The 25,048-nt window shown below is 73.9% G+C and carries 26 protein-coding genes and 1 tRNA gene; 8 read left to right on the forward strand and 19 right to left on the reverse strand.

Annotated elements, in window-relative coordinates; all coding sequences use genetic code 11:
- Nucleotides 1-77: 77 nt before the first annotated feature.
- From gcvH to ACQP1S_RS16185, 7 genes are all read right to left on the reverse strand, one after another.
- Nucleotides 78-458, reverse strand: a complete 381-nt coding sequence (gene gcvH / locus ACQP1S_RS16155; RefSeq protein WP_091241022.1) for a glycine cleavage system protein GcvH — start codon at nt 456-458, stop codon at nt 78-80.
- Between the two features lie 54 nt (nt 459-512).
- Nucleotides 513-1,466, reverse strand: coding sequence for a DUF881 domain-containing protein (locus tag ACQP1S_RS16160; RefSeq protein WP_432907593.1), 954 nt, complete (start codon nt 1,464-1,466; stop codon nt 513-515).
- Nucleotides 1,467-1,475: 9 nt separating this feature from the next.
- Nucleotides 1,476-1,808, reverse strand: a complete 333-nt coding sequence (locus ACQP1S_RS16165; protein WP_067311500.1) for a small basic family protein — start codon at nt 1,806-1,808, stop codon at nt 1,476-1,478.
- Nucleotides 1,805-2,755, reverse strand: a complete 951-nt coding sequence (locus tag ACQP1S_RS16170) for a DUF881 domain-containing protein (protein ID WP_432907597.1) — start codon at nt 2,753-2,755, stop codon at nt 1,805-1,807. The genes ACQP1S_RS16165 and ACQP1S_RS16170 overlap by 4 nt, the downstream gene beginning before the upstream one ends.
- Entirely contained in the window at nt 2,752-3,396 is a 645-nt protein-coding gene (locus ACQP1S_RS16175; RefSeq protein WP_432907600.1) for a CDP-alcohol phosphatidyltransferase family protein, read from the reverse strand. Before ACQP1S_RS16175 ends, ACQP1S_RS16170 begins: the two co-directional genes overlap by 4 nt.
- 274 nt (nt 3,397-3,670) lie before the next feature.
- Complete coding sequence (locus ACQP1S_RS16180) at nt 3,671-4,141, reverse strand: MarR family winged helix-turn-helix transcriptional regulator (RefSeq protein ID WP_432907603.1); 471 nt, start codon at nt 4,139-4,141, stop codon at nt 3,671-3,673.
- Between the two features lie 47 nt (nt 4,142-4,188).
- A complete protein-coding gene (locus ACQP1S_RS16185; protein ID WP_432907606.1) occupies nt 4,189-5,364 on the reverse strand; it encodes a PP2C family protein-serine/threonine phosphatase in 1,176 nt (391 codons plus the stop codon).
- Between the two features lie 238 nt (nt 5,365-5,602).
- Here ACQP1S_RS16185 and ACQP1S_RS16190 point away from each other — a divergent pair, with 238 nt between their 5' ends.
- On the forward strand, nt 5,603-6,484 hold the full coding sequence (locus ACQP1S_RS16190; RefSeq protein WP_432907609.1) for a universal stress protein: 882 nt from the start codon (nt 5,603-5,605) through the stop codon (nt 6,482-6,484).
- 164 nt (nt 6,485-6,648) lie between these two features.
- Nucleotides 6,649-6,858 (forward strand): phosphatidylethanolamine-binding protein, encoded by a 210-nt coding sequence (locus ACQP1S_RS16195; RefSeq protein WP_357775868.1) that lies wholly within the window; start codon nt 6,649-6,651, stop codon nt 6,856-6,858.
- A gap of 230 nt (nt 6,859-7,088) precedes the next feature.
- Here ACQP1S_RS16195 and ACQP1S_RS16200 read toward each other — a convergent pair whose 3' ends face one another.
- Complete coding sequence (locus ACQP1S_RS16200; RefSeq protein ID WP_432907613.1) at nt 7,089-7,289, reverse strand: hypothetical protein; 201 nt, start codon at nt 7,287-7,289, stop codon at nt 7,089-7,091.
- A 137-nt stretch (nt 7,290-7,426) separates the two neighbouring features.
- Between ACQP1S_RS16200 and ACQP1S_RS16205 the strand changes: the two genes are divergently transcribed.
- Nucleotides 7,427-8,083 carry a hypothetical protein gene (locus tag ACQP1S_RS16205; RefSeq protein ID WP_432907616.1) on the forward strand — a complete coding sequence of 219 codons (657 nt, stop codon included), beginning with the start codon at nt 7,427-7,429 and terminating at the stop codon, nt 8,081-8,083.
- 110 nt (nt 8,084-8,193) lie between these two features.
- Here the strand turns inward: ACQP1S_RS16205 and ACQP1S_RS16210 are convergent, their stop codons facing one another.
- The 8 genes from ACQP1S_RS16210 to fdh form a co-directional block, all read right to left on the reverse strand.
- Entirely contained in the window at nt 8,194-8,370 is a 177-nt protein-coding gene (locus ACQP1S_RS16210; RefSeq protein WP_176738858.1) for a hypothetical protein, read from the reverse strand.
- Nucleotides 8,371-8,576: 206 nt separating this feature from the next.
- Nucleotides 8,577-8,774, reverse strand: a complete 198-nt coding sequence (locus tag ACQP1S_RS16215) for a hypothetical protein (protein ID WP_091240450.1) — start codon at nt 8,772-8,774, stop codon at nt 8,577-8,579.
- 139 nt (nt 8,775-8,913) lie between these two features.
- Nucleotides 8,914-10,674: a selenocysteine-specific translation elongation factor gene (gene selB / locus ACQP1S_RS16220; protein ID WP_432907619.1), complete on the reverse strand. Its 1,761-nt coding sequence runs from the start codon at nt 10,672-10,674 to the stop codon at nt 8,914-8,916.
- 1 nt (nt 10,675) lies between these two features.
- Entirely contained in the window at nt 10,676-11,974 is a 1,299-nt protein-coding gene (gene selA, locus ACQP1S_RS16225; protein ID WP_432907622.1) for an L-seryl-tRNA(Sec) selenium transferase, read from the reverse strand.
- 22 nt (nt 11,975-11,996) lie between these two features.
- Nucleotides 11,997-12,092, reverse strand: a tRNA-Sec gene (locus tag ACQP1S_RS16230).
- 45 nt (nt 12,093-12,137) lie between these two features.
- A complete protein-coding gene (nrfD, locus tag ACQP1S_RS16235) occupies nt 12,138-13,346 on the reverse strand; it encodes an NrfD/PsrC family molybdoenzyme membrane anchor subunit (RefSeq protein WP_432907625.1) in 1,209 nt (402 codons plus the stop codon).
- Entirely contained in the window at nt 13,343-14,449 is a 1,107-nt protein-coding gene (locus ACQP1S_RS16240; RefSeq protein WP_432907628.1) for a 4Fe-4S dicluster domain-containing protein, read from the reverse strand. Before ACQP1S_RS16240 ends, nrfD begins: the two co-directional genes overlap by 4 nt.
- Entirely contained in the window at nt 14,442-17,747 is a 3,306-nt protein-coding gene (gene fdh / locus ACQP1S_RS16245; RefSeq protein ID WP_432907631.1) for a formate dehydrogenase, read from the reverse strand. The genes ACQP1S_RS16240 and fdh overlap by 8 nt, the downstream gene beginning before the upstream one ends.
- 388 nt (nt 17,748-18,135) lie before the next feature.
- Between fdh and ACQP1S_RS16250 the strand changes: the two genes are divergently transcribed.
- Nucleotides 18,136-18,465 carry a hypothetical protein gene (locus ACQP1S_RS16250; protein WP_432907633.1) on the forward strand — a complete coding sequence of 110 codons (330 nt, stop codon included), beginning with the start codon at nt 18,136-18,138 and terminating at the stop codon, nt 18,463-18,465.
- Nucleotides 18,462-19,115 (forward strand): nucleotidyl transferase AbiEii/AbiGii toxin family protein, encoded by a 654-nt coding sequence (locus ACQP1S_RS16255; RefSeq protein ID WP_432907636.1) that lies wholly within the window; start codon nt 18,462-18,464, stop codon nt 19,113-19,115. Before ACQP1S_RS16250 ends, ACQP1S_RS16255 begins: the two co-directional genes overlap by 4 nt.
- Before the next feature lie 52 nt (nt 19,116-19,167).
- On the opposite strand, the gene ACQP1S_RS16260 is transcribed toward ACQP1S_RS16255, so the two are convergent.
- Nucleotides 19,168-20,070 carry an SDR family oxidoreductase gene (locus ACQP1S_RS16260; RefSeq protein WP_363674145.1) on the reverse strand — a complete coding sequence of 301 codons (903 nt, stop codon included), beginning with the start codon at nt 20,068-20,070 and terminating at the stop codon, nt 19,168-19,170.
- A 234-nt stretch (nt 20,071-20,304) separates the two neighbouring features.
- Here ACQP1S_RS16260 and ACQP1S_RS16265 point away from each other — a divergent pair, with 234 nt between their 5' ends.
- Nucleotides 20,305-22,107, forward strand: coding sequence for a bifunctional metallophosphatase/5'-nucleotidase (locus tag ACQP1S_RS16265; RefSeq protein ID WP_432907639.1), 1,803 nt, complete (start codon nt 20,305-20,307; stop codon nt 22,105-22,107).
- Between the two features lie 75 nt (nt 22,108-22,182).
- On the opposite strand, the gene ACQP1S_RS16270 is transcribed toward ACQP1S_RS16265, so the two are convergent.
- On the reverse strand, nt 22,183-22,368 hold the full coding sequence (locus ACQP1S_RS16270) for a hypothetical protein (RefSeq protein WP_432907642.1): 186 nt from the start codon (nt 22,366-22,368) through the stop codon (nt 22,183-22,185).
- A 78-nt stretch (nt 22,369-22,446) separates the two neighbouring features.
- Here ACQP1S_RS16270 and ACQP1S_RS16275 point away from each other — a divergent pair, with 78 nt between their 5' ends.
- The gene (locus ACQP1S_RS16275) at nt 22,447-23,481 is read left to right on the forward strand and encodes an NAD(P)-dependent alcohol dehydrogenase (protein WP_432907645.1); all 1,035 of its coding nucleotides are present in this window, start codon (nt 22,447-22,449) and stop codon (nt 23,479-23,481) included.
- Between the two features lie 15 nt (nt 23,482-23,496).
- On the opposite strand, the gene ACQP1S_RS16280 is transcribed toward ACQP1S_RS16275, so the two are convergent.
- Nucleotides 23,497-24,657: a geranylgeranyl reductase family protein gene (locus tag ACQP1S_RS16280; RefSeq protein WP_432907648.1), complete on the reverse strand. Its 1,161-nt coding sequence runs from the start codon at nt 24,655-24,657 to the stop codon at nt 23,497-23,499.
- Between the two features lie 140 nt (nt 24,658-24,797).
- Between ACQP1S_RS16280 and ACQP1S_RS16285 the strand changes: the two genes are divergently transcribed.
- Nucleotides 24,798-25,034, forward strand: a complete 237-nt coding sequence (locus ACQP1S_RS16285; RefSeq protein WP_091240495.1) for a hypothetical protein — start codon at nt 24,798-24,800, stop codon at nt 25,032-25,034.
- Nucleotides 25,035-25,048 lie beyond the last annotated feature (14 nt).

The following is a 25,048-nucleotide window of genomic DNA, read 5'->3' on the forward strand; positions in this document are numbered from 1 at the left end:
GGGCGAGCCTAGCCAGCGCCGAAATGCAGGGCAACCGGACGCGCGGCAAACACCACCCACGCCCGGCACGACGCCACTCAGCTCTCGGTGAGCTCACGGTACGCGGCGGCGGTCAACAACCCGTCCAGCGCCGCCGGATCGGCCGGCACGATCTCCACCAACCAACCCGCACCGTACGGGTCCGAGTTGATCACCTCAGGAGAGTCACCCAACGCCTCGTTCCGCGCCGCCACCGTCCCGCTCACCGGCGCGTAGATCTCCGACACACTCTTGGTCGACTCGATCTCACCCAGCGAATCACCGGCCCCCACCACCACACCGGGGTCCGGCAACTGGACGAACACGATGTCACCCAACGCATCCTGCGCGAACTGGGTGATACCGACCCGGACAGTGCCGCCCTCGGCACCCACCACCCACTCGTGCTCGGCGGTGTAACGCAGATCCTCAGGAATCACCAGCGCGTCCCTCATCCATCGGTGCACCGGGACCACCCGGCGCGGCCGCGCCGGTCAGGAGACCGGACGGGCGTGTTCCAGCTTCAACGGCGCGTGCAGCGCCGAAACCTCGGCAACCTCACGATCCTCGACGCTCACGTTACCGCCGTCACCACGAACCGATGCGGCCACCCCGCCCGGAATGTTCAACGCGGTACGCATCGTCTCCGGATCACCGATCACCGTGATCGTGAACGGACCCGTCAACGTCCGCCCGTCCACCACCAACGCATCCCCCGACCCGTCCAGGAAGTACGTCGAGGCGATGATCCGCGCCGACGCCCGATCCCCACCGGAGATCTGCATCGCCTCCGCGCCGGCACCCCGCAACTCCTGCACCGCGTCCAACACCCGGTCCGCCCGGATCGGCCTACCACCCGGCTCGAACCGCACCGCCAACCCCGGCCCCCGCGCCGGCAACGTACCCGCCAGGATGCCCAATTCGTCGGCCCGCTTCGTCGCCTCCTCCAACGCCGCCTGCCGACCCTGCTCACCCGAACGCAGCTGCCGCTGGCTGTCCTCCAGGCCCTCGATGTCCTGCTGCAACCGCTTCTCCCGGGAATCCAGATCAGAGAAGATCCGCACCAGATCCTCCTGCCGGGTCGCCGCCAACGTCGGATCCGTCGAGGTGGTCTTCAACTGCACCACCAACGTGAACCCCAACAACGCCAGCAACGCCGCGATCATCACCCCCGCCGACGACACCTTCCGACCCGACGGCCCCGCCGACGGCGGTTCCCCGGACTCCGCCGGCCGCGCCCCCGCCGAGGCCACCTCCGCCAGGTTCACCGTCTGGCCGCCGTCGTCACCGGCCTCCACCGCACGACCCTCCGGCGGCTCCACCGGCACCAGCGGACTCAACTCGTCCGGAGCCGGTTCGTCCGGCCGCGGATCCGGCTCCACCGCCGGACGAACCGGCTCCGCCGGCTGCGGCCACCCGGTGCCCGTCTCCCGATGCTCGTCGCTCACGTCACCAACCTACGCCCGGAACAGGTGCCGACGGATCGCCGCCACATTCCCGAAGATCCGCACCCCCAGGACGACCACCACGCCCGTGGACAACTGACCACCCACCCCCAACTGGTCACCCAGGTACACGATCAACCCGGCCACCAACACGTTCGAGATGAACGACACCACGAACTGCTTGTCGTCGAAGATCCGATCCAACTTCGCCCGCACCCCGCCGAACACGGCATCGAGCGCGGCCACCACAGCGATCGGCAGGTACGGCTGCAACGCCGCCGGCACCGTCGGATCAAGGTAGATCCCCAGCACCACACCGGCGAGCAACGCCAGCACCGCGATCATCGGACACCTCCGGAGGGGCTGGAAGACGAACCCGGACCGGACGACCCGGTACCGGACGGACGAACAGCACCCGAACCCGCCGGTGACGGGTTCGGACTGACCGACGGCCGCGCGTAGCGTAGCCGTGGCTCCGGAGCGGCCGGCAGCGTGAGGTCGTCCGCCCGGCGCACCTCGAACGACAACCCCGTGTCCCGGGCCACCCGACGCATCAGATACGCCGACCGGCTGTCGTCGAACCGGTCCCGCAACGACCTCGGCCCGATCGCCGAAACCTCGTAAGGGCTGGTCACCGGACGGAAGTCCACCAGGATCGCCGCCCCCGCCGACCGGATCGTCGACGTCGCCGTCAACCGCTGACCGTTGATCGCGATCGCCTCCGCGCCCGCAGCCCACAGATCGTTGGCGACCTTCTGCAGATCCGAGTAGATCACCCGGGACGGACCGGCCCCCGAGTCACCGGTCACCGCCCCGTTGTCCTGCACGGGGGCGTCGGCCAACCGCACCACCACGCCGTCACCCCGCACCCGGCCGAGCCCGGTCCCCGCCTCCAGGTTGCGCAACCGGGCCGCCTGCGAACCACTCAACGCCGCGTCCCGCTGCCGACCGACCTCCTCACGCAGCCGCCCGGCCCGCGCCGTCATCTCGTCGGTCTCCGCCTCCCGCTGCTTGATCTGCGCGATCAACGCGGCCCGCGCCTGGCTGCGACTCGGCTCGTCGGCCACCGTCTCCCGGTAGGCCACCGCGAACAGGAAACCCACCGCGACGACCACCACGATCGCCACCGCCCGCGCCGAGGCACCCCGCCAACCGGCAGCCGCCGGCGCCTCCCGACGACGGGCCGCCGCGTCGGCATAGCCCGGGTCCAACGGATTCTGGAACAGCTCGGTGAGGAAGTCCGGGGTGAACAACCGGGCCGGCGGCTTCGCGCCGTCCTGCGGCGCGCTCATGCGGGGGCTCCCCCGGGACCCGGCCGTGCCGCGCGGACCAGCCGGGCCGCCTGCGTCACGTACATCGCCCCGGCCACCCAGTACAGCACCAGACCCCACCAGGCAGCCCCCCAGCCGATCGCCCCGATGGTCGTGGCCGTCACCGACGTGGTCACCGACGCGACGAGCAGCAGCGGGAAGGCGGCCAGCAGCATGAAGGTGGCGGTCTTGCCGACGTAGTGCACCGGCGGCGGGCCGTAGCCGTACCGGCGCAGCACCGCCAACGAGCCGAGCAGCAGCAGCTCCCGGGCCAGCAGCGCCGCCGTGAACTGCCACGGCACCACCTCGCGGGCGGTGAAGGCGAGCAGTGTGGCGAGGATGTAGAGCCGGTCGGCGAGCGGATCGAGCAGCTCCCCCAGCCTGCTGACCTGCCCGAGCCGGCGCGCGATCCACCCGTCCACCCAGTCGGAGGTGCCGCCGAGGGCGAGCACCACGATCGCCGCGACGTCCGCCTCCACGACCAGGAACAGCCAGAGGAACAGGGGTACGCCGAGCAACCGGACGAAGCTGATCAGGTTCGGCAGCGTCAGGATCCGGTCTGCCGCGGTGGTGCCGCCGCCCGGTTCACCCGGATGCTCTGTCCGAGCCGGCCGACGTGACACCGAACCTCCCTCCGCAGCACGGATCCGGGCACCCGCATGGGCACCACGGTCGCTCGTGCGCTACCGGGCCGGCAGGTGCCGGCGTCTCGGTGATCCCGGCCGGGACCTCCCCCTGATGTGGCCCGGGACGGTCGAGCCCCGGGTCGGCAGCCACTATATCGGGCTCGCTGCGGGTGGCCGGCGGGACGCGTTCGGCGTCGGTGTCGTGGTGCGTTGTGTGCTGCGTCACCACCGTTAAGGCATCCTAGGATACTAGTGGCGCAGGGATGCCGGCTCAGGCGGTGCGGACGGCGGCATCGGTCTGCGGCGTCGGCGTGCCCGGTGCCGCCGCCTGGCCGAAGGCCAGCAACGCCAACAGCAGCTCGTGCTGGGTTCGGGGCGGCATCCGGTCCAGCACCGCCTGCACCGCCCGGTGCCGGCGCTCCCGCACCTCGGCCAGCAGGGTCACCGCCGCGGCCGTGAGGACCAGTCGCACCTCCCGCCGGTCCCGGGGGTCCGGGGTCCGGCGCAGCAGACCGGTGGCCTCCAACCGGTCGCAGAGGCGACTGGCCGACGACGGCACCACGTCCAGCAGCTCGGCCAACCGGTTGACGTTCGTCTCGGGCCGCTCCCTGATCAACGACAGCACCCGCAGCTGGGTCGGCGGGACCGTCACCTGATGACGGGAGGTGGCCGAGTCGAGCACACCGACGAGCGCCTCGGCGGCGGCATCGATCGCCGCGGCAAGATCCGGAGGTCGATCCACCCGCTGTCCCCTGCGATTGTCCGCTGTCGTGTGTCGCTGACGGCCGATCACCGTCCGCACCGTCCGCCCGGCCCGCACCAGTCCAGGCACACGACGACGGCGTCGTCACGTAGATCAGTGTCGGCATGATATGCGAACAGCTCGCGCATCACCGTACCAACCGCCTCCGTCGCCGGTTGCAGCCGAGTCGACCGCATCGACCTGGCCATGGCCCGCTCACCGTAGGCCTCCTGGCCACCGGGTTGCGCGTCGTACACGCCGTCGCTGACCACGAAGAGCCGATCGCCGGGCAGCACGTCGAACTCCTGCACCGCGTACCGGGTCTCGGCGAACATGCCCAGCGGCAGTTGCTGCTCCAGGGCGATCCGCTCGACGGTGGTCCCCCGCAGCCGCAGCACACGCGGCGAACCGGCGTCCACCGCCCGGGCACGACCGGTGGCGGTGTCCACCGACAGCAGCAACGTCGCCACGTGCCGCTGCCCCCGATGCTGATAGAACAGGGTGTCCGAGGCCAGCTCGGCCTGCTCCACCAGACCACCGCCCGATCGTCGCGCGTTGCGGATGGCGTTGACCGTCAGCGCGGTGAGCATCGCGGCGGACAATCCGGTGCCGGCCCCGTTGAGGGTGGTGAGGGTGAGCCGCCCGGGATCGACCGACCAGTCGAAGTGGTCGCCGCCCACCGAGTACGCCGGTTCCAGCTGGCCGGCCAGCTGGAACGCCTCGTTGGTGACGCTGCGCCCCGGCAGCAGGTCCCACTGCATCTCGGCGGCCATGCTCAACCGTTCCCGACGCCGCGTCCGCCGGTACCGGTCGGTCTCCCGGTCGGCGGCCCGCAACGTGGTGGCCAGGTCGACGGCCAGGCCGGCGACCAGGTCCACGGTCGGGCGGTCCGGGCTCACGGTCAGCTCGACCAGGAACACGCCCAGCCGTTCCCCCCAGGCGGTCAGCGGCACCCACACCCGGCAGCGCCCACCGTCGTGCGGATCGAGCACCGGCTGCTGGCTGCTGAAACAGCGTTGCGCGGCACCCTGGCCGCTGAGCGAACCGGCGGACAACTCCGGGTCGAGCACCGACCACAGCCCACTGATCCGGTAGTCGGCCAGGAACACGTCCACCCGCACCGCGGCGAAGGCGGACCGGAGGGCCCGGTCGGCGGCCTCCACCACCTGGTCGGGTGGCGCCTCACGTAGCGCACGCGACATCGCTGCGAGCGCATCCGGCATGATCGTCCCCTCCGAGATTCTTGCTACAGGGCAAGCATCATACGGAGCGAGCGACCCCGTCCCGCCCCGGGTCACCCGGTCCCCCGAGCACACCCCGCCGTCGTACCGGGACCCACCGGAGCCGACCACACCCCCGCGCGGCCGGGCACCGGCGGGACAGCCCCACCGGCCACGGTCGCGGTATCGGCCCGCCGCACCCCGCCCGGCCGCGATACTGGCGCAGGCAGGAGGTGCACGGGTGAACTCGGCGAACGGCGCGGCGGTCGTGGTGGGCGTGGACGGCTCGGAGCCGGCGCTCCGCGCCGTCCGGCTGGCCGCGACGGAGGCGGTCCGGCGGCACCGACCGCTGCGGGTGGTGCACGGCTTCATCTGGCCGTTGCTGCGGATGCCGACCGACCCGGTCGCCGGCAACCCGCCCGGGGGCGGGTTACGCCAGCAGGCGCAGAACCTGGTCGAGGCCGCCGTGGTCGAGGCCCGCACGGTCCACCCCGACGTCCGGGTGACCGGCGAGATCATCGACGGCGAGGCCTCGGCGGTGCTGCTGGGCGAGTCGCCCGGCGCGGCGATCATCGTGCTGGGTGACCGGGGCCTCGGCGGGTTCACCGCGCTGCTGGTCGGTTCGGTGGCGATCCAGGTCGCCACGCACGCCGGCTGTCCGGTCCTGGTCGCCCGGGGCGAGGAACACGCCGACGCACCGGTGGTGGTCGGCGTGGACGGATCGGCGACCTCCCGCGCCGCCGTGGACTTCGCCGCCGCACAGGCGTCCGCGCGGGGTGTCCGACTGCGGGCCGTGCACGCCTACACCCACCCCGCCTCCGCCCGCCCCGGAGACATCCAACCCCTGGTGTACGACGAGACCCGGCTGCGTGACGAGGAGGACGACGTGCTCGCCGGGGCCCTCGCCGGGCTCGCCGAACGACACCCCGACGTGCCGGTCGACCGCGAGCCCGTGCACGCCCGGCCGGTCGCCGCCCTCACCGAGGCGTCCCGCCGGGCGCAACTGGTGGTGGTCGGCGGTCGGGGCCACGGTGCGCTGGGCGGCCTGCTGCTCGGTTCGGTCAGCCACCGGGTGCTGCACCACAGCGCCTGCCCGGTGGCAGTGGTCCACACCCCGGCCTGAAGGCTGCCGGCCCCGCACCGGTCGGGACGGAGCAGCCCGGTCGGGACGGGCCGTCGGCGGCGCAGGGGCGTCGGTGCTGCGGTGGACGGGGTGCGGTTGGCCGGGCCGGGGACGGGTAGTCGGCGCGGGTACCGCAGGTGCGACGGACGGACCGAGGAGGCGGCATGCCAGGACCACGGCCGGGAAGCAACGCGTACGACAAGGAACGGGCACGGCTGCGTGACCTGATCGAACAGTCGGGGCGCGCGTCCGACCAGGAAGCCAACCAGGCGGCCAACCGGATCCTGCAGGAGGACCGGGGCCAACGGGGCGTGGTCCGGGGTGAACGGACCTACGGTCCCAAGGGGGAACGCGAGCCCGGCGACCCGAAGTGAGACGCCGCCACCCCGCTGTCACCCGCCCACCGGGGCACCTCGCCCGGTGACCGGGGTCGGCCGACGCCCCGTGGCCAGGCGTCCCCGTACGGTCCGAGCGAGGTATCGGCCGACACCACCACCACCGACGCCGCCGGTGCCGACCCCGGCCCGCCCGGCCCCGCCGATGTCAACGCCGGCCAGGCCGGCGGTCCGGGCGGGGGCGGCGATCGCCCCCGCCCGGCGGCCGGTCAGCCCTGGTTGCTGTCGTCGTCGGCGGTCTGCGCGCCCGGACCGTACGGGGACGCCTGGCCACGGGGCGTCGGCCGACCCCGGTCACCGGGCGAGGTGCCCCGGTGGGCGGGATGCCCGGTCGCGCCGGGCCCCTTGCTGTCCTGCACGGTCGGGTTCTTCCCGTTGCGGCGCATCTCGGGCTGCTGCACGTTCGTCACGGGTGTCTCCTTCCGGGTGGACGGGCACGGTGCTCCGCGCCCGTCAGCGGCTACCCGCCGACGGGGGGCGCATGCGAGCCCCGCAGGTGAACCCCGCGGACAGGGCTGAGCCGCGGCAGGACGGGTAGTAGCGGGTGATGGGGGACGACCGACGGGTGGCCCGGGCGCTACTGGACCGGCAGGGCCGCACCTATGCCGAGGAAGCCGGCATCACGCTGGCCGACCGGCCCGGCCCGCTCTATCAACTGCTGGTGCTCACCACGTTGCTGAGCACCCGGATCCGGGCCCAGGTCGCGGTGGCCGCCGCCCGGGAGCTGTTCGCCGCCGGCTGGCGTACCCCGCAGACGATGGAGGCGGCGCGCTGGCAGGACCGGGTGGACGCGCTGGGTCGCGGCCACTACCGCCGCTACGACGAGCGGACCGCCACCATGCTCGGCACCGGCGCCCGGCTGTGCCTGGACCGCTGGCACGGTGACCTGCGACGGATGCACCGGGAGACCGGGGGCGATCGGGCGGCGCTACGTCGCCGGCTGACCGAGTTCCCCGGCATCGGCCCCACCGGGGCGGACATCTTCCTGCGGGAGGCGCAGACCGTGTGGTCGGACGTGCGCCCGTACGCCGACGGGCGCACCCTGGCCGGCGCGAAACGGCTCGGCCTACCGGCCGACCCGCACGGGCTGGCCGGGTTGGTCGCCGAGCCGGACTTCGGTCGGCTGGCGTCGGCGCTGGTCCGGGTGGCCCTCGGGGAGGAGTCGGCCGGCGAGGTGACCCGCACCGCCGCCGCGACCCGCTGAGGTGTCGACGGCGGCGCGCACCGGCGGGTCACGTCGGTGAGGGGCGTACGCGGGGCGGCCTTCATGCCGTCGACGAGCCGCGCTGATCGGCAGGTCAGCGGCGTGGCAGGTCAGTCGACCGGCTTGTTGCCCGCCGGCTTGGTCAGGTGCCACACCAGCACGGCGGCGAGCAGGGCCAACAGCACCACCCCGCCGGAGACTCCGCCGCCGTCCTCGGTGGAGCTACGCCCGGTCACCCCGAAGTAGATCACCGCGAGGCCGGCGACCACCGCCAGAAACGTCCGCATTCCTCGGTCCTTCACGTCCCGCACGGTACGAGCAGCGGCCAGGCCGGACCGGACGATCGGACCCGGTTCCCCCTTCCGGGCGACGGGCCTGCAGGACCACCGGGCACCTCGACCCGGCGGCACGGACCCGTCGGACCCGCATGCCGACGGTGCACGCCACGACGACGGCGACGAAGGGCTCCGGGGTGACGCCGGTCCCGCCCGGGTCAGTCGGTCTCCAGGTCGTCCAGGGAGATGGCGTGGGTCATCAACCAGCGGGCCAACGCGGCCATGCCGAACAACCACAGCGGCGCGGACTCGGTGGGACCGTTGGTGGCGAAGATGGCGAACCGCAGGTCCGGAGCCCGGTACGCCTCGATCCGCCAGCGATGGTTCCGGTCCCGCCAGACCGCCGAAGGGTCCATGGCGTCACGGTAGGCGACCCGGCGGCCGGGGGAGGCCGGTTCGCCGTCGGAGCTGCGCCGGCACGCCCCGGTGCCCGGCCGGCGAGGCGGTCAGGGCGACCGGCGAGGCGATCGGAGCCCACCGCGTGCGGCGGACCGGTCAGCCCGCCCCGGTCACCTCGCGGGCGTCGTCGGGCAGCCGACGGGTCACCCCGCGCCGGTCCAGCAGCTCCAACAGCGGCACCGCCACCCGACGGGTGGTGTCCAGGGCCTGCCGGGCGGCGCTGAGGGTGAACGGCTGCGGCAGCCGGGCGAGCACCCGTACCGCGTCGTCGGCCGCGTCGGGCAGCAGCACCACGTTCTCCGCCAGCCGCAGCAACGCGCCGGCCCGGACGGCGGCACCGACCTCCCGCGGGCCCAGGCCCAGCGCGGCGAGCCGGTCGGCCTCCGGCGCGCGGAACGGGTGGGCGGCGTACTCGCGGCGGACCCGGTCGACCGCGCGGGCCACCGGCTCGGGCAGGCCCCCGGTCCCACCGGTGCCGATCCGGCCGGCCCGCAGCGTCAGCGGCGGCCGGACCAACGCCTCCACCAGGGCCCGGTCGGGCAGGCCGAGGCGCTGCCGCAGCGCCTCCACCGGGGCGCCCGCCTCCAAGGGATGCGCCGCGGCCCAGGCGGTCACCTCCTCGACCAGCTGTACGCCCAGCAGTTGCCAGTGCCCGGGGTCGGCCAGCCAGTCCCCGGCGACCGGGGCGACCTCGCCGGTGACCCCCATCCGGCGCAGCTCACCGGCCCGGACGAGCCGGCGGCGGCGCAGCTCACCGGCCAGGTCGGCACGCCCGTCGAGGTCGGCGAGGACGGCGGCGCGGGCGGCGGCGGCACCCCGTCGGGTCAGCGGCGGGGGTGCCACGTCCAGCACGGTCACTCCACCGCAGACGTGGTGCCGGCCCGGGTCGCGCAGCAGCGCCCGGTCCCCGGTCAGCAGCGGCAGCGGACGGGCCAGCCGCAACCGGAGGGTGTCCCCGCCGAGCGGTCGGACCCGCGCCGGCACGGCCGCCGACCCGATGTGCAGGGTCAGCGTGGCCGGCAGGTCACCGGCCGGGTCGCCGGCCAGCCGCACGTCGAGCAGGTCGGTGTGGTGGAACTCGCCGGGGGTGAGCAGGGCGTCGCCCCGGCCGAGCCGGTCCCGGGGCACCCCGCGCAGGTTGACCGCCACCCGGGCCACCGCCGCGACCCGAGACGCGGGCACGCCGAGGCGGTGCAGGCCACGGACCCGGACCGGCTCCCCGGTGGCGGCGACCGCCAACTCGTCACCGACGCGCAGCCCGCCGGCACCGAGGGTGCCGGTGACCACGGTGCCACTGCCCCGGATGGTGAACGCCCGGTCGATCCACAGCCGTACCGGCCGGTCGGTCTGCGGGGCGGGCAGCCGGCCGACCAGCCGGGCCAGGGCGGCGCGCAGCTCGGGCAGGCCGACGCCGGTGACGGCGCTGACCGCCACCGACTCGACCGCGCCGAGCGAGGTCGCCGCGAGCTGCGCGCGGGCCTGCGCCGTCGCCGGCCCCGGATCGGCCAGGTCGGCCCGGGTCACCACCAGCAGCCCGTGGGACACCCCGAGGGCGTGCAGGGCCGCCAGGTGTTCGGCCGACTGCGGCATCCACCCCTCGTCGGCGGCGACCACGACCAGCGCCGCCGGCACCGGCCCCACCCCGGCGAGCATGTTCGGCACGAACCGTTCGTGCCCCGGCACGTCGACGAAGGCGATCGTGTCGCCGGTGGGCAGGGCGGTCCAGGCGAAGCCGAGGTCGATGGTCATCCCCCGGCGACGTTCCTCCGCCCACCGGTCCGGTTCCATCCCGGTCAACGCCCGGACCAGGGTGGACTTGCCGTGGTCGACGTGCCCGGCGGTGGCGACGACGTGCATCTCAGTCGGCCACCCGCAGCACCACGTCGCGCAGCGTGCCGTCGGCGTCGGCGGGTACGCAGCGCAGGTCCAGCAGGAGCCGGCCCCGGAGCACCCGGCCGAGCACCGGCGGATCACCCCGGCGCAACGGTGCGGCGTACCGCTCGGGCAGGCTCAGCGCCCAGGAGTCCAGCTCGACGCCGGGGGCACCGCCGCCACCGACCACGGCGACGCTGGGCACCACCTCGGCCTTGTGGCCCTCGGCACCGAGGGCGTCGCGCAGCCGTTCGCAGCGGTCCCGCAGCACGGCCGGGTCGGCGTGCAGGGCCATCCGGGTCGGGGTGGCCGGCCCGTGCAGGGTGGCCGCCAACGCGGCGAGGGTCAGCTTGTCGACCCGCAACGCCCGGGCCAGCGGGTGCCGACGCAGCCGGTCGACCAGGTCGGCGTCGCCGAGCAGCAGCCCGGCCTGGGGACCGCCGAGGAGCTTGTCACCGCTGGCGGTGACCAGGTGCGCCCCGGCCCGCAGGGTGCTCGCGGCATCCGGCTCGGCGGGCAGCAGCGGGTCGGCGGCGAGCAGGCCGGAACCGATGTCGGCCACCACCGGCACCCCGAGGGTGGCCAGCTCCCCGACACCGACGGCCGAGGTGAAACCGGTGACCACGAAGTTGGACGGGTGCACCTTGAGCACGAAACCGGTGTCCGGCCCGATCACCCGGGCGTAGTCGTCGCGGGTGGTGCGGTTGGTCGTGCCGACCTCACGCAGCCGGGCGCCGGTGCTGGCCAGCAGGTCGGGCAGGCGGAAACCGTCGCCGATCTCCACCAGCTCACCCCGGCTGACCACGATCTCCCGGCCGGCGGCGAGCGCGGTCGCGGCGAGCACCAGGGCCGCCGCCCCGTTGTTGACCACGTGCACGGCGGCGGCGTCGGGCACCGCGGCGGCCAGCGCGTCCAGCGCGTCCCGGCCGCGTCGGGCCCGCCGGCCGGTGTCGAGGTCCAACTCCACGTCGGTGCAGCCGGCGGCGGCGGCCAGCGCCGCGACGGCGGCGGCGGACAGCGGGGCCCGGCCGAGGTTGGTGTGCAGCACCACCCCGGTGGCGTTGAGCACCGCGCGGGGGGCGGGGGCGGGCAGGGCGGCGAGGGCGGCGTCGCGTACCTCGTCGGGGGTGATCTCTCCGTGCCGGGCCCGCTGCTGGGCGCGGGCGACGGCGACCTTGACCCGGTCCCGGCCGAGGGTGACCGCTGCGGCGGCCAGACCCGGGTCTGCCAACAGCACGTCGGTGCGCGGCACCCGCCGTCGCGGATCGACCGACGCCTCGCCCATGCGTGTCAGCTCCCCCGGTGGTTGGCGGAGACGGACGGGAATCGAACCCGCCTGGCCCGGGTCCCGGACCACACCAGCTTTGAAGGCTGGGAGGGGCACCAGCCGCCTGAACGCCTCCGCCCCCGAGTCAACCACAGGGCCGTCCCGGCGGCGCGGTGAGGTGTCAGACCTGCCCGGACTCGCGGCGACGGATCCGCTCCCGCTGCGGCAGCACCGTGTACTTCGGGTCCCGCGCCGAGGCCACCCCGCCGTGGAAGATGCCGAACCGGGTGGCCACCGAGGCGGCCAGCAGCGCCGTGCCGGACAGCGCGGACACCACCCGGCTGCGCCGACCGGCCAGCGCCCCGACCACCCCGACGGCGGTGAGCAGGCGACCGGCGCGCAGCAGCCGACCCGCCGTACCCAGCCGGTAGGGCTCGCTGAGCAGGCCCAGCCGGGTCTCCACCGAGTGGGCGCCCCACAGTTCCAGGGCCGCCCCGGCCACCGCCATCCGGCGGGCCGGCCCGGCCTGCGCGCAGGGCGCAGCGAGCAGCCCCACGCCGGCGCCGCTGGCCAGCGCGCTGCCCGCGAAGATGGTCGGCAGTTCCGGGTACGCCTCGTGCCAGGACGGCACGGCCGTCCCGGCCAGCAGCACCCCGGTGTACGTGGCCAGCGCCGGCGCGACGGCGGCGGCGGCCAGCCCGGCGACCTGCCCGGCCGGCGGCAGCAGTCGACGGGCCAGCCCGGACACGCCGCGCTCCGGCAGCAGCCGTGCGCCCTCGGCGACGGCGGCGAGCCCGGCGGCCGGACCGTAGGCGGTGAGGATCCAGGTGCCCACCGACATCGGTGAGGTCGGTTTCGCCACCCGCAGCATGTGGTGGAAGCGTGCCGGCCGCCCCAGGTCGTTGACGAGGAAGTACGCGCTGGCGGTGACCGCGCCCAACGCGGTGAACCGGCCGGCCCGCCGCAACGCCGGCCGGCCGGTGAGCTGCCCCCCGGCGGCCAGCAGCGACGACCCGGCGGCCAACCCGCCGGTGAACAGGTACGCGGCGATGTCCCACCGCCACACCGGAGCCTTGAGGATCGGCCGGCCGTAGTAGGAGGTGAACTCCGCCTCCGGGACCCGCAGCTCCTCACCGCCCCGGCCGCGCCGCCGCCGCGCCACCGGCGGCACGTCCCGGGGCGGTACGACGACCGGCGCGTCGGCAGCGCCCCCAGCGTCGGCCGAACCCGGGGCACCGGCCGGGCGCGCACCGTCGGCCGGGCCGGCGCCGACCTTCGGGCCGTGGCCGAGCCGCACCGAGGAACGCTGCGGCCGGAACACACCGTCGGCGGCGAGCCGGGCGCGGAAGCCCCGGAACCGCTCCCCCACCGGAATCCGGCCCGTGGTCACGACGATCCTCCGACGAACGCGGCGACGGCCGCCGCCGTCATGACCAGCGCGGCGAGCCCCGCCCGCCGCCACATCCTCGGCAGGTCCCGGGTGGTGACCACCGGGTCCGGGGGCAGGCCGTACACCTCAGGCTCGTCGAGGAGCAGGAAGAACGCGCCGTCGCCGCCGACGCCGTCGGTCGGGTCGTGGCCGTACAGCCGGGCCTCCGGCACGCCCCGGTCGTGCAGCGTGGTGACCCGCTGCGCGGCCCGGTCCCGCAACTCGTCGAGGGGGCCGTACTGGATGGACTCGGTCGGGCAGGCCTGGGCGCAGGCCGGGGTCATGCCCGCGCCGAGCCGGTCGTAGCACAGCGTGCACTTCCACGCCCGGCCGTCGCCCTTACGCTGGTCGATCACCCCGTAGGGGCAGGCGGAGATGCAGTAGCCGCAGCCGTTGCAGATGTCCTCCTGCACCACGACGGTGCCGAACTCGGTGCGGAACAGCGACCCGGTGGGGCAGACGTCCAGGCAGGCGGCGTGGGTGCAGTGCTTGCAGACGTCCGACATCATCAGCCAGCGGAAGTCGGTGCGGGTCTCCACGCCGACGCCCCGGCCGGGCGGTGCGGCCCCGGGCATCCCCAGGAACTGGGTGCCCGTGCCGACGGCCCCACCCGCCGACCCGCCGCTGGTGCCGCCCGGTGCGGCGGCGGTGGTGGCGGTGGCCATCCGGGCGGCGGCGTCGGCGCTGCCCGCAGGGACGCCCGGGTCGGTGCCGCTGGCGCTGGCGGTGCCGGCGGCGACCGCCGCCGACGCGGCAGCGGCCGACCCGCCCGTCGGGGTGCCGGCGAACGGCGCGCTGCGGTGACCGGCCGGCACCGGCTGCTCGACGAAGGCCACGTGCCGCCAGGAGTTCGCGGTCAACGCGCCGGTGTTGTCGTACGACATGCCGAGCAGGTCGAAGCCGGACTCCGGGACGGCGTTCCACTCCTTGCAGGCCACCTCGCAGGCCTTGCAGCCGATGCAGACGCTGGTGTCGGTGAAGAACCCCATCCGGGGACCGGCAGACGTCCAGCCCGCGTCCGGGGCCGGATCGAGCGGGCCGTACAGGCTGTTGCGGTCAGGCATGGTCGGCGCCCTTCTCCCGTGGCCCGTCGCCGCTTCGACCCGCCGGCCGGCGGACCCGGGTCGTCACCGTCGGCGGGCGCTCACCGGGCACGATCCCGGCCCGTCGACGGTAGTCCTCCACCAGGTCCCGCAGTGGTGGACCGGTCGGCCGCCGCCCCGGACGGATGTCACAGGTGCCAACCTTGCTCTCCTGGATCAGCACGTTCGGGTCCAGGGTGATGCCGAACAGGTCGTTGGCCGAGTCGCCGGTGACCAACCCCTCGTACCCGAAGTGGTAAGGCAGCCACAGCTGGTGGATCACCCGACCGTCCACCCGCAACGGGGTGAGCCGGTCGGTGACCAGCACCTTGGCCTCGATGACCGCCCGTCCGCTGACCAGGTGCGCCCAGCCGAGGTGGGCCAGCCCCACCTCGGCCGCCAACTCCGGGGACACCTCCACGAACATCTCCGGTTGCAGCTCGGCCAGCGGACGCACCGTCCGGCTCATCGCCCCGGCGGTGTGGTGCTCGGTGAGCCGGCTGACCGTGAACACGTACGGGAAGACCGCGCTGTGCTCCTGCGGCGGGCTCGGGTTCACCGAGTTCACCGGATGGGCGTAGACCTTGCGGGTCGGGTTGGCCTGCTGGCCGTAGAGGGGGTTGCGCATCGGTGACTCCGCCGGCTCGTAGTGCGTCGGCAGCGGACCGTCCAACACCCCGCTCGGCGCGTACAGCCAGCCCTTGCCGTCGCCCTGCATGACGAACGGGTCGTCACCGGCGAGCGCCGCCGGACCGGACGCCCCCTGCGGGGGCCGGTACGTCGGTGGCTTCGTCTTCTCGAAGTCCGGCACGTCGTAGCCGGTCCACTCGCCGGCCTGCGGGTCCCACCAGACGTACTTCTTGCGCTCGCTCCACGGGCGGCCCTGCGGGTCGGCCGACGCCCGGTTGTAGAGGGTGCGCCGGTTCGCCGGCCACGCCCAGCCCCACTCGGCGGCCACCCAGTCCTGCTCGTGCCGGGACCTGCGCCGGGCGGCCTGGTTGACCCCGTCGGCGTAGACGCCGGAGTAGATCCAGCAGCCGACGGCGGTGGACCCGTCGTCCTTCGCCTCGGCGAACGAGGCGAGCGGGCGGCCGGTGGACACGTCGTACCCGTTGATCTCGCGCAGCACCGCCTCGGCGCTCGGCTCGGCCAGCGGGCCGTGCGTGGGGTAGTCCCAGGCCAGATCCAGCAACGCGCGGTCGCGCCGGTGGGTGGAGCCGGCCAGCTTCTCCCGCAGCCGCCGCCCCAGGTGGTAGAAGAACCACAGCTCGGAGCGGGCGTCGCCCGGCGGCTCGACGGCCTTCTCCCGCCACTGCAACAGCCGCTGGGTCTGGGTGAAGGTGCCCTCCTTCTCCACGTGCGACGCCGCCGGCAGGAAGAACACCTCGGTACGGCACTCCTGCGGCACGATCTCGCCGGTGGCCACCTCCGGGCCGTTCTTCCAGAACGTGGCGCTCTCGATCATGAACAGGTCCCGGACCACCAGCCAGTCCAGGTTGGCCATGCCGAGGCGCTGCGCCCGGCCGTGCGCGGAGCCGACCGCCGGGTTCTGACCGAGCAGGAAGTACCCCTTGATCTTGCCGTCGATCATGTTCAGCACCTGCTGGTAGGTGCCGTGGTCGCCGGTCATCCGGGGCAGGTGGTCGTAGCAGAAGTCGTTCTCCGGCGTCGCCGCGTCCCCCCAGTACGCCTTCAACAGGCTCGCCGCGTACGCCCGCGCGTTGCCCCAGAAACCCTTCTGGCCGGGGTGCCGGATGCTGTCCACCCAGTCGTCGAAGGTCGGGTGGTCGGCGTGATGCGGCATCGGCAGGTAGCCCGGCAGCAGGTTGAACAGGGTCGGGATGTCCGTCGAGCCCTGGATGCTGGCGTGCCCGCGCAACGCCAGGATGCCACCGCCCGGCCGACCCATGTTGCCCAGCAGCAGCTGGATGATCGCCCCGGTGCGGATGTACTGCACACCGACGCTGTGCTGGGTCCAGCCCACCGAGTAGACCAGCGCGCCGGTGCGTTCCCGGCCCGAGTTCTCCGCCCAGGCCCGCGCCAACTCCAGGAACCTCTCCCGGGGGATGCCGCAGACCCGCTCGACCATCTCCGGGGTGTAGCGGGCGAAGTGTCGGCGCAGGATCTGGTAGACGCAGCGCGGATGCTGGAGCGTCTCGTCCCGCGCGGTCTGCCCGGACACCTGCGCGCCGTGCGACTCGTGCTGCAGGCCGGCCGCGCCGTCGCGCTCCTTGGCGGTGTGCCCGCTGCCGGAATCCTGTTCGTGCCCGGCGTACTGCCAGCTGGTCTGCACGTAGCTGTCGGTGTGCGGGTCGTAGCCGGAGAACAGGCCGTCGCCGTCCTCGGTGTCGGCGAACTGCTCACTGACGATCGTCGCCGCGTTCGTGTACGCCAGCACGTACTCCCGGAAGTCCAGCTCGTTGTCCAGGATGTAGCGCACCACGCCACCGAGCAGGGCGATGTCGGTGCCCGCCCGGATCGGCAGGTAGGTGTCGGCCACCGCGCTGGTGCGGGTGAACCGGGGATCGACGTGGAAGACCTTCGCGCCGCGCCGCTTGGCCTCCATGACCCACTGGAAGCCCACCGGGTGGGCCTCGGCCATGTTCGAACCCTGGATGACGATGACGTCAGCGTTGGCGAGGTCCTGTTGGAAGTCCGTCGCGCCACCGCGACCGAAGCTGGCCCCCAGACCGGGGACGGTGGCGGAGTGTCAAATCCGGGCCTGGTTCTCGATCTGGAGCGCCCCCATCGCGGTGAACAGCTTCTTGATGAGGTAGTTCTCCTCGTTGTCCAGCGTCGCCCCACCCAGGCTGGAGATGCCCAGGGTGCGGTGCAGCGGACGGCCCTCGCTGTCGACGTCCTCCCAGGTCTGCTCGCGGGCGGCGAGGATCCGGTCGGCGATCATGTCCAGCGCGGTGTCGAGGTCGAGGTCCTCCCAGTCGGTGGAGTACGGCCGGCGGTAGCGGACCGTGGTCTGCCGCAGCGGGCTGGTCACCAGGCTCTTGCTGGCCGAGCCCTTCGGGCAGAGCCGGCCCCGGGAGATCGGGCTGTCCGGGTCGCCCTCGATCTGGGTGACCCGGTCGTCGGAGACGTACACCCGCTGCCCGCAGCCGACCGCGCAGTACGGGCAGACCGAGCGGGCCACCCGGTCGGCGGTCTCGGTGCGGGCGGTCAGCCCGGCGGAGCGGCCCGACTGTGCCGCGGCGCCCCGGCCGAGCGGGTCGGTGCCGGTGAGCTGGCGGTAGACCGGCCAGCCCGCGATGAAGGTACGCAGACCCACTGCGCTCCTCCCTCCCCGGCATGATCCGCCGACCGGCCGACCCCCTGAACATAGGCCAGCGCGGCGGAGGATGCGACCCGAGCGCGAGGATCTCTGCGCACCGACACGACGCCGCCCCCCGACCCGGACGGGTCGGGGGTGGCGGCAGAGCGTCGGTGTGCATGTCGCCTCTCGGCGCGTGGCGCAACGCGGCTCCAGCCGAACGGAACTCCGCGACGGCAATTCAGGTGAGGCCCGGGGACACTGGACACACCGACGCTCCTGCCCCCAGTTTACCCCGCGCCGCCCCGACCCGCCCCCCGTCGCGCACGGTCGAAAGGGTCCGGGCAGCGGCGGTTCGTCGCAAGCCGCGTACCTGAGCTGGTCGTACCGGCGTTACCCTGACACCATGCAGGCCACCCTGGCGAGCACCCACCTGGCCCGACCGGGCCGCCCGGTGGTGGTGGCGCGCACCCTGGCGGAGCTGGCCGGCCCCACCGGCGGGGTGGTGGAGCTGCCGGTCCGGTTGATGTGGAGCAGCGAGCGCACCTTCGACCTGGCCGAACCGGACGATCTGCTCTGGTTGTACGAGAACGTGCTGCGGGAGACCACCCGCGCCGACGACCTGCGGGCGCTGATCGACGGGCGCACCCTGCGCCGGGTGTGGCGGCGGCTCAACCTGCCCCGGGGGGTACGCCAGGCCTGGGAGAGCCGACACCGGGGCCTGCGGGCCGCGTGACCCACCTGCACGACTTCTACCGGGAGGTCGCCCGGGTCGCGCTCACCGCGGCCGGGCCGCACCGGTTCGTGCTCGGCGGCGGGGTGGCGTGGGCGGCACACGGGCTGGTCACCCGGCCCACCGAGGACGTCGACCTCTTCGCGGACGTGGAGGGGGCGGCCGAGGCGGCGGCGGCGGAGGTGTGCGCGGCGCTGGAACGGGCCGGCTACACCGTCGCGGCGGCCGACCCGGGCAGCGACCTCGGTGACCTGTTCGAGGGCTACGACCGGGACATCCGGGATTTCGTGGTCGGCCGGGGCGACCGGCAGATCCGGCTCAGTCTGGCCCGGCTCGACCGGTACCGCTCACCGGTGGTGATGGACCTCGGCCCGGTGATGGACGTCCGCGACCTGATCGCCAACAAGACCGCCGCCCTGGTCAACCGGCGGGAGGCCCGCGACTACATCGACGTGTCCGCCGCGCTGGCCCACTATCCCGTCGACGAACTGCTGACCCTGGCCCGGCAGGTGGACCCCGCGCTGGCCGACGAGGACGTCCGGGCCGCCGGCCGTTACCTGGACCGGCTGCCGGACCGCCGGCTCGCCCGCTACGGCTTGGACCCGGCCCAGATCGCGCAGGTACGCCGCCGGTTGGCGGGCTGGCCCCGTTGACCCACCCGCCGGCCGGACCGGGGCACGCCCGGCCCGGCCGGGGTGGGGCGGCTCACTTGGTGAACCGGCCACCGGTGACCCCGAGGATCTCCCCGGTGACGTAGCTGGACTCCTGGGAGGCGAAGAAGACGTACGCGGGGGCCAGCTCGGCGGGCTGCCCGGCCCGGCCCAGCGGGGTGTCGGTGCCGAACTGCTTCACCTTCTCCGGCGGCATGGTCGCCGGGATCAGCGGCGTCCAGATCGGGCCCGGGGCGACCGCGTTGACCCGGATGCCCTGGTCGGCGAGCTGCGCCGCGAGACCCTTGGTGAAGTTCGCGATGCCCGCCTTGGTGGTGGCGTAGTCCAGCAGCGGCGGCGACGGGTCGAACGCCTGGATGGAGGTGGTGTTGATGATCGTCGCGCCCTCCTTCAGGTGCGGCACGGCGCTGCGGCAGAGCCAGAACATGGCGTACAGGTTGGTCTTCATCACCCGGTCGAACTGGGCGGTGCTGATCGACGTGATGCCGTCGTCCTGGGCCATCTGGTAGGCCGCGTTGTTGACCAGGATGTCCAACCCGCCGAGGTCGGTGACGGTCCGGTCGACCAGGTCACGGCAGTGCTGCTCGTCGGTCAGGTCGGTGCGTACCGCCACGCCACGCCGGCCGGCCTCCTCGATCAGCCGCACCGTCTCCCGGGCGTCGGCGTCCTCCTCCTCGTCGAGGTAGGAGATGACCACGTCGGCGCCCTCCCGGGCGAAGGCGATCGCCACCGCCCGGCCGATGCCCGAGTCGCCGCCGGTGATCAGGGCCCGCTTGCCCGTCAACCGGTCACTGCCCCGGTACGACGTCTCACCGTGGTCGGGCTCCGGGCCCATCCGGTCGGTCCGGCCGGGGGCCGACTGCTGCTGGGCCGGCTGGCCGTCCTGGTGGCCGTACTGCTCGGTGGGGTCCTGCGGGGTGTACTGGTCCTGACTCACCGTGCTGCTCCCTGCCTGGTTTAGTGCGTTCTGGGTCCCTGGCTGACCTACCCCGACCGGTACGCCGGAAACAACAGTCGTAGGCCCGGCGGTTGACCCGGAGGTGACAGCAGGATGACCGGTGGGGTCGATGTGGTGAAGCACCCTCGACCACTGTGGCGAGAGGGACGGCTGGTCGTTATGGTGCGCAACGGCGCCCCACGAGGCGCGTCCACCCCCGATGAAGGGCACCTCATGACCTCCTCCTCCGGCGCCTCGCGCCGCCAGGTGCTGGCCGTCGCCGCCGCCGCGGCGACCGCCCCGCTGATCGCCGGCGCACCCGCCCAGGCGGCCGAGCGGAAGGGCCCGCAGGGTACGAAAACCTGGGACCTGACCGTCCTGGGCACCTCGGACACCCACGGCAACGTCTACAACTGGGACTACTACCGCGACGCCGAGTTCGACGACAGCAAGCACAACGACGTCGGCATCGCCAAGCTGGCCACCCTGGTCAACCAGATCCGCGCCGAGCGCCGGGGCCGGGCCACCCTGGTCCTCGACGCCGGCGACACCATCCAGGGCACCCCGCTGGCCACGTACTACGCCAAGCAGGAGCCGATCACCACCACCGGCGCGACGCACCCGATGGCCCGGGCGATGAACATCCTGCGGTACGACGCCGTGACGCTGGGCAACCACGAGTTCAACTACGGCCTGCCGCTGCTGGCGACCTGGATCGACCAACTGGGCTTCCCGGCGCTGGCCGCGAACGCGGTGAACGCCCGGACCGGCAAGCCGGCCTTCCGGCCGTTCGTGCTCAAGCGGGTGCGGCTCGGTGGGCCCGGGACGCCGACGCTGACGGTGGGCATCCTCGGCCTGACCAACCCCGGGGTGGCCATCTGGGACAAGGGCAACGTCGAGGGCAAACTGGTCTTCCCGGGCATGGTGGAGACCGCTGCCAAGTGGGTGCCGATCATGCGGCAGCGGGGCGCGGACCTGGTCATCATCTCCGCCCACGGTGGCGACAGCGGCACCTCCAGCTACGGCCCGGAGCTGCCGAACGAGAACCCGGTGGCGCTGATCGCCCAGCAGGTCCCCGGCATCGACGCGATCCTCTTCGGCCACGCCCACAACGAGGTGGTGGAGAAGTTCGTGACCAACACCGCCACCGGGGCGCAGGTGCTCACCGCCGAGCCGTCCAAGTGGGGCCAGCGGCTCACCCGGATGGACTTCACCCTGACCCGGGAGCGGGGCCACTGGAAGGTCGTCGGCAAGTGCGCCACCATGCTCAACACCAACACCGTGGTCGAGGACCCCCGGGTGCTCGCCGCCGTCCGGCGTCAGCACGCCAAGACCGTCGGCTACGTCAACACGGTGGTCGCCCGGTCCACGCAGGAGTTGTCCGCCGCCGAGTCACGCTACCGGGACACCCCGATCCTCGACTTCATCAACCACGTCCAGACCGAGGTGGTCACCGCCGCGCTGGCCGGCACCCCGTCCGGGTCGCTGCCGGTGCTGTCGATCGCCGCGCCGTTCAGCCGTACCGCCGTGTTCCCGCAGGGCGACGTGCGTATCCGCGACGTCGCCGGGCTGTACGTCTACGACAACACCCTGGAGGCGGTGGTGCTCACCGGCGCCGAGGTGAAGGCGTACCTGGAGTTCTCGGCGAAGTACTTCACCACCCTGCCGGTCAGCGCACCGGTCGACCCGGCGACCATCAGCGACCCGGGCGTCCCGGACTACAACTACGACGTGTTCTCCGGCGTCGACTACGACATCGACATCTCCCGGCCGGTCGGCCAGCGGATCACCCGGCTCGTGCTGCCCGGCACCGACACCCCGGTCGCCGCCGACGCCCGGTTCGTCGTCGCGGTGAACAACTACCGGCGCAGCGGCGGCGGGAACTTCCCCGGCATCGTCAAGACCCAGGTCTACAACGCGCAGCAGGAGATCCGCCAACTGCTGATCGACTGGGCGCAGGCCCGGGGCATCATCGACCCGGCCGACTTCTTCGTGCCGAACTGGCGGCTGGTCCGCGCGGGCGTGCCGGTCTTCTGAGCGCACGGGTAGCCGGGTCGGGTGGGCGCGTCGCCGCGCGCAGCGGTGCGCCCACCCGACGGGCCCGCCGGCCGTTCAGCCGCCCGCGCGGGAGTCCTGCTCGTACTGGCCGGGGGTCGGGTCGGGACTGAACCGGGGTGGCTCGGTCTCGGTCGACGCCACCCGGTCCTCGGGACGGACCGGCGGCGGCAACTCGCCGAAGCGGACGTGCCGCAGGAACGCGTGCTGCTCGTCGGTGAACGATGCGGTGGTTTCGCTCATGACTCGTATTGTGCGCCCGGCATCAAGGCTGGCGGGAGGGGTAAGCGCGCGGTGGCGTCGGCGACGAGAGGACGAGACATGCGCGCGGTACGGATGACCGCTCCCGGGGTGCTCGAACAGGTGGAGGTGCCGACCCCGACGCCCGGCCCCGGCGAGGTGCTGGTACGCGTCGGCGCGGTCGGCGCCTGCCACTCCGACCTGCACATCCTCGATGCCGGGCCGGGGGTCTTCCCCACCCCGCTCACCCTCGGCCACGAGATCGCCGGCACCGTGGACACGGTCGGCGACGGGATCACCGGGTGGTCCGCCGGTGACCGGGTCGCCGTCTACGGGATCATCGGCTGCGGCACCTGCCGGGGCTGCCTGCGGGGCCGGGAGAACCAGTGCCGGAAGGTGCCCGTCGGTGGCATCGGGCTCAGCCGCGACGGAGGGCTGGCCGAGTACGTGCGGGTGCCCGCCTCCCGGCTGCTGCCCATCGGCGATCTGGCGGTGACCCAGGCGGCGCCGCTGACCGACGCCGGGCTGACCCCGTACCACGCGATCGCGCTGGCCCGGCCGGCGTTGCGGCCCGGGACGTCCTGCGTGGTGATCGGCATCGGTGGGCTGGGGCACATGGCGGTGCAGATCCTCGCCGCCACCACCACCGTGCGGATCATCGCGGTGGACAGCAACGTGGCGGCCCTGGACCTGGCCACCCGGATGGGCGCGCACCACGTGGTGCCGGCCGGCCCGGACACGGTCGACCGGATCCGGGAACTCGTCGGCCCCGCGCCGGACGGCGCCGACGTGGTCATCGACTGCGTCGGGGTGGACGCCACCCTCTCCACCGCCCGCACCGTCGTGGCCACCGGTGGCCGGCTGCTGCTGGTGGGCCTGGGCGGCGGCACCCTGCCGGTGCGGCCGGTCGCCGACGAACCACCCACCGTGCCGTTCGAGACCAGCGTCGAGGTCCCCTTCTGGGGCACCCGGGCCGAGTTGCAGGAGGTGATCGCCCTCGGTCGGGACGGGCTGCTCACCGCCGACGTGCAGACCTTCCCGCTGGAGCGCGCCCCGGAGGCGTACGACCTGCTGCGCGCGGGCGAGATCCACGGCCGCGCGGTGATCGTGCCCTGATCCGCCGAAGCGGGGTCAGCGGGCGGGCGCGGGGGCCTGCGGCTGCCCGCGCCGGGTGGACGGCCGGTCCAGCAGGGCCAGCGCCGCGCGCACCGACCCCCGGTCCAGGGTCCGGTCGAAGCTCGACCGGCCCTGGCAGAACCGGACGAACATCGCCCAGCCGACCGGGGTCGCCAGGAAGGCGTGGCACACCGCGGGGCGACGGGCGAAGACCTCCAGCAACCGGTGCCCGGCGCGCATCGACGGCACCAGGCGCTCGTGCACCTCCCGGGGGTAACGGTCCAGGTCACCGGCGGCGACCGCCGCACCCGCAAGCGTCCCGGACCGCAGCGCGTAGCTGATCCCCTCCCGGGTCCACGGCTCCAGCAGGCCGGCCGCGTCACCGGCCACCAGCACCCGGCCGTGGCGCAGCGGCGCGTCGTCGGCCCGGCAGCGGGTCAGGTGCCCGGAGTCGTGCGCGGCGGCCACCCCGGCCAGACCCAGCCGGTCCAGCAGGTCCCGCAGGTAGGCCCGGGTCCGGTCGCCCTCACCCCGGGCGCCGATCACCCCGACGGTGAGCACGTCCCCCTTGGGGAAGACCCAGCCGTACGCGCCCGGGAACGGGCCCCAGTCCAGCAGCAGCCGCCCCCGCCAGCGGGCCGCCTCCGCGGGCGACACCGGCAGCTCCCGCTCCAGGCCCAGATCCACCTGGCGGAACCGGACGCCCACGTGCCGGGCGGTCACCCCGGCGGAGCCGTCCGCCCCGATCACCGTGCGGGCGGTCACGGTGGTGCCGTCGGCCAGTCGGACGCGTACCCCGTCGGGGTCCTGGTCGAGGGCGCGGACGGCGACGCCCTCGTGGACCTCGGCCCCGGCGGACACCGCCGCCGCGCGCAGCCGGTCGTCGAACTCGTCGCGGCGCACCATGGTCACCAGCGGTGTGCCGTGCCGGCGGGTGAAGCCCCACCGGCCGTCCCGGGTGAAGGTGACCCGGTCGACCCGGTCGTGCGCCGGCACCTCGATCCGACCGGCCACCATCGACAGCGAGGTGCCGATCAGGCCGCCTCCGCAGGTCTTGTAGCGGGGGTGCACGGCCCGGTCCAGCACCAGCGTCCGCACCCCGGCCGCCGCGGCCTCCCGGGCGGCGCTGAGTCCGGCCGGCCCGGCGCCGACCACCACGAGATCCCAGATGATCATGCCGGTCAGCCTAGGGCACCCGCCCCCGCGCCGAGGCGCACGACCGGCCGTCCGGCAGGCATTGTCGGGTGACCAGTGGGTAAACCGCGCCACCCGGGCCGCCCGACCGGCCGGGCCGGGGTCACGGCAAGGAGGGCACCATGCAGCAGGTACGTCTGTCGGAGGCCGAGGTACGCGTCTACGAGGCGGTGACCGTGCTGGAGACCCGCGGTCAGGTGCCGTACCCGGACCTGATCGCCGAGGAGGCGGGGCTGGCCGAGCAGGACGTGCACGCGCCCCTGCACCAGCTCACCGAGAAGGGTCTGCTGCACCGCGAGGACTCGCCGCTGGCCGGGCTGGACTTCGGTCCGCGCTGGTGTGCCCGCCAGCCGGCGTGAGCGTCGGGCCGCCC

It is taken from the genome of Micromonospora matsumotoense (assembly GCF_050951065.1).
GTDB classification, from domain to species: Bacteria; Actinomycetota; Actinomycetes; order Mycobacteriales; family Micromonosporaceae; genus Micromonospora; species Micromonospora matsumotoensis.

Bases quoted from the DNA above. Each gene is read 5' to 3' on its own strand.
- ACQP1S_RS16265 (WP_432907639.1), top strand. From the start codon at position 20,305: ATGACCTCCTCCTCCGGCGCCTCGCGCCGCCAGGTGCTGGCCGTCGCC.
- ACQP1S_RS16285 (WP_091240495.1), top strand. From the start codon at position 24,798: ATGCAGCAGGTACGTCTGTCGGAGGCCGAGGTACGCGTCTACGAGGCG.
- ACQP1S_RS16170 (WP_432907597.1), bottom strand. From the start codon at position 2,755: ATGAGCGCGCCGCAGGACGGCGCGAAGCCGCCGGCCCGGTTGTTCACC.
- ACQP1S_RS16275 (WP_432907645.1), top strand. From the start codon at position 22,447: ATGCGCGCGGTACGGATGACCGCTCCCGGGGTGCTCGAACAGGTGGAG.
- ACQP1S_RS16185 (WP_432907606.1), bottom strand. From the start codon at position 5,364: ATGCCGGATGCGCTCGCAGCGATGTCGCGTGCGCTACGTGAGGCGCCA.
- ACQP1S_RS16210 (WP_176738858.1), bottom strand. From the start codon at position 8,370: ATGCGGACGTTTCTGGCGGTGGTCGCCGGCCTCGCGGTGATCTACTTC.
- ACQP1S_RS16250 (WP_432907633.1), top strand. From the start codon at position 18,136: ATGCAGGCCACCCTGGCGAGCACCCACCTGGCCCGACCGGGCCGCCCG.
- ACQP1S_RS16205 (WP_432907616.1), top strand. From the start codon at position 7,427: ATGGGGGACGACCGACGGGTGGCCCGGGCGCTACTGGACCGGCAGGGC.
- ACQP1S_RS16240 (WP_432907628.1), bottom strand. From the start codon at position 14,449: ATGCCTGACCGCAACAGCCTGTACGGCCCGCTCGATCCGGCCCCGGAC.
- ACQP1S_RS16165 (WP_067311500.1), bottom strand. From the start codon at position 1,808: ATGATCGCGGTGCTGGCGTTGCTCGCCGGTGTGGTGCTGGGGATCTAC.
- ACQP1S_RS16215 (WP_091240450.1), bottom strand. From the start codon at position 8,774: ATGGACCCTTCGGCGGTCTGGCGGGACCGGAACCATCGCTGGCGGATC.
- selB (WP_432907619.1), bottom strand. From the start codon at position 10,674: ATGCACGTCGTCGCCACCGCCGGGCACGTCGACCACGGCAAGTCCACC.
- ACQP1S_RS16280 (WP_432907648.1), bottom strand. From the start codon at position 24,657: ATGATCATCTGGGATCTCGTGGTGGTCGGCGCCGGGCCGGCCGGACTC.
- ACQP1S_RS16195 (WP_357775868.1), top strand. From the start codon at position 6,649: ATGCCAGGACCACGGCCGGGAAGCAACGCGTACGACAAGGAACGGGCA.
- selA (WP_432907622.1), bottom strand. From the start codon at position 11,974: ATGGGCGAGGCGTCGGTCGATCCGCGACGGCGGGTGCCGCGCACCGAC.
- ACQP1S_RS16270 (WP_432907642.1), bottom strand. From the start codon at position 22,368: ATGAGCGAAACCACCGCATCGTTCACCGACGAGCAGCACGCGTTCCTG.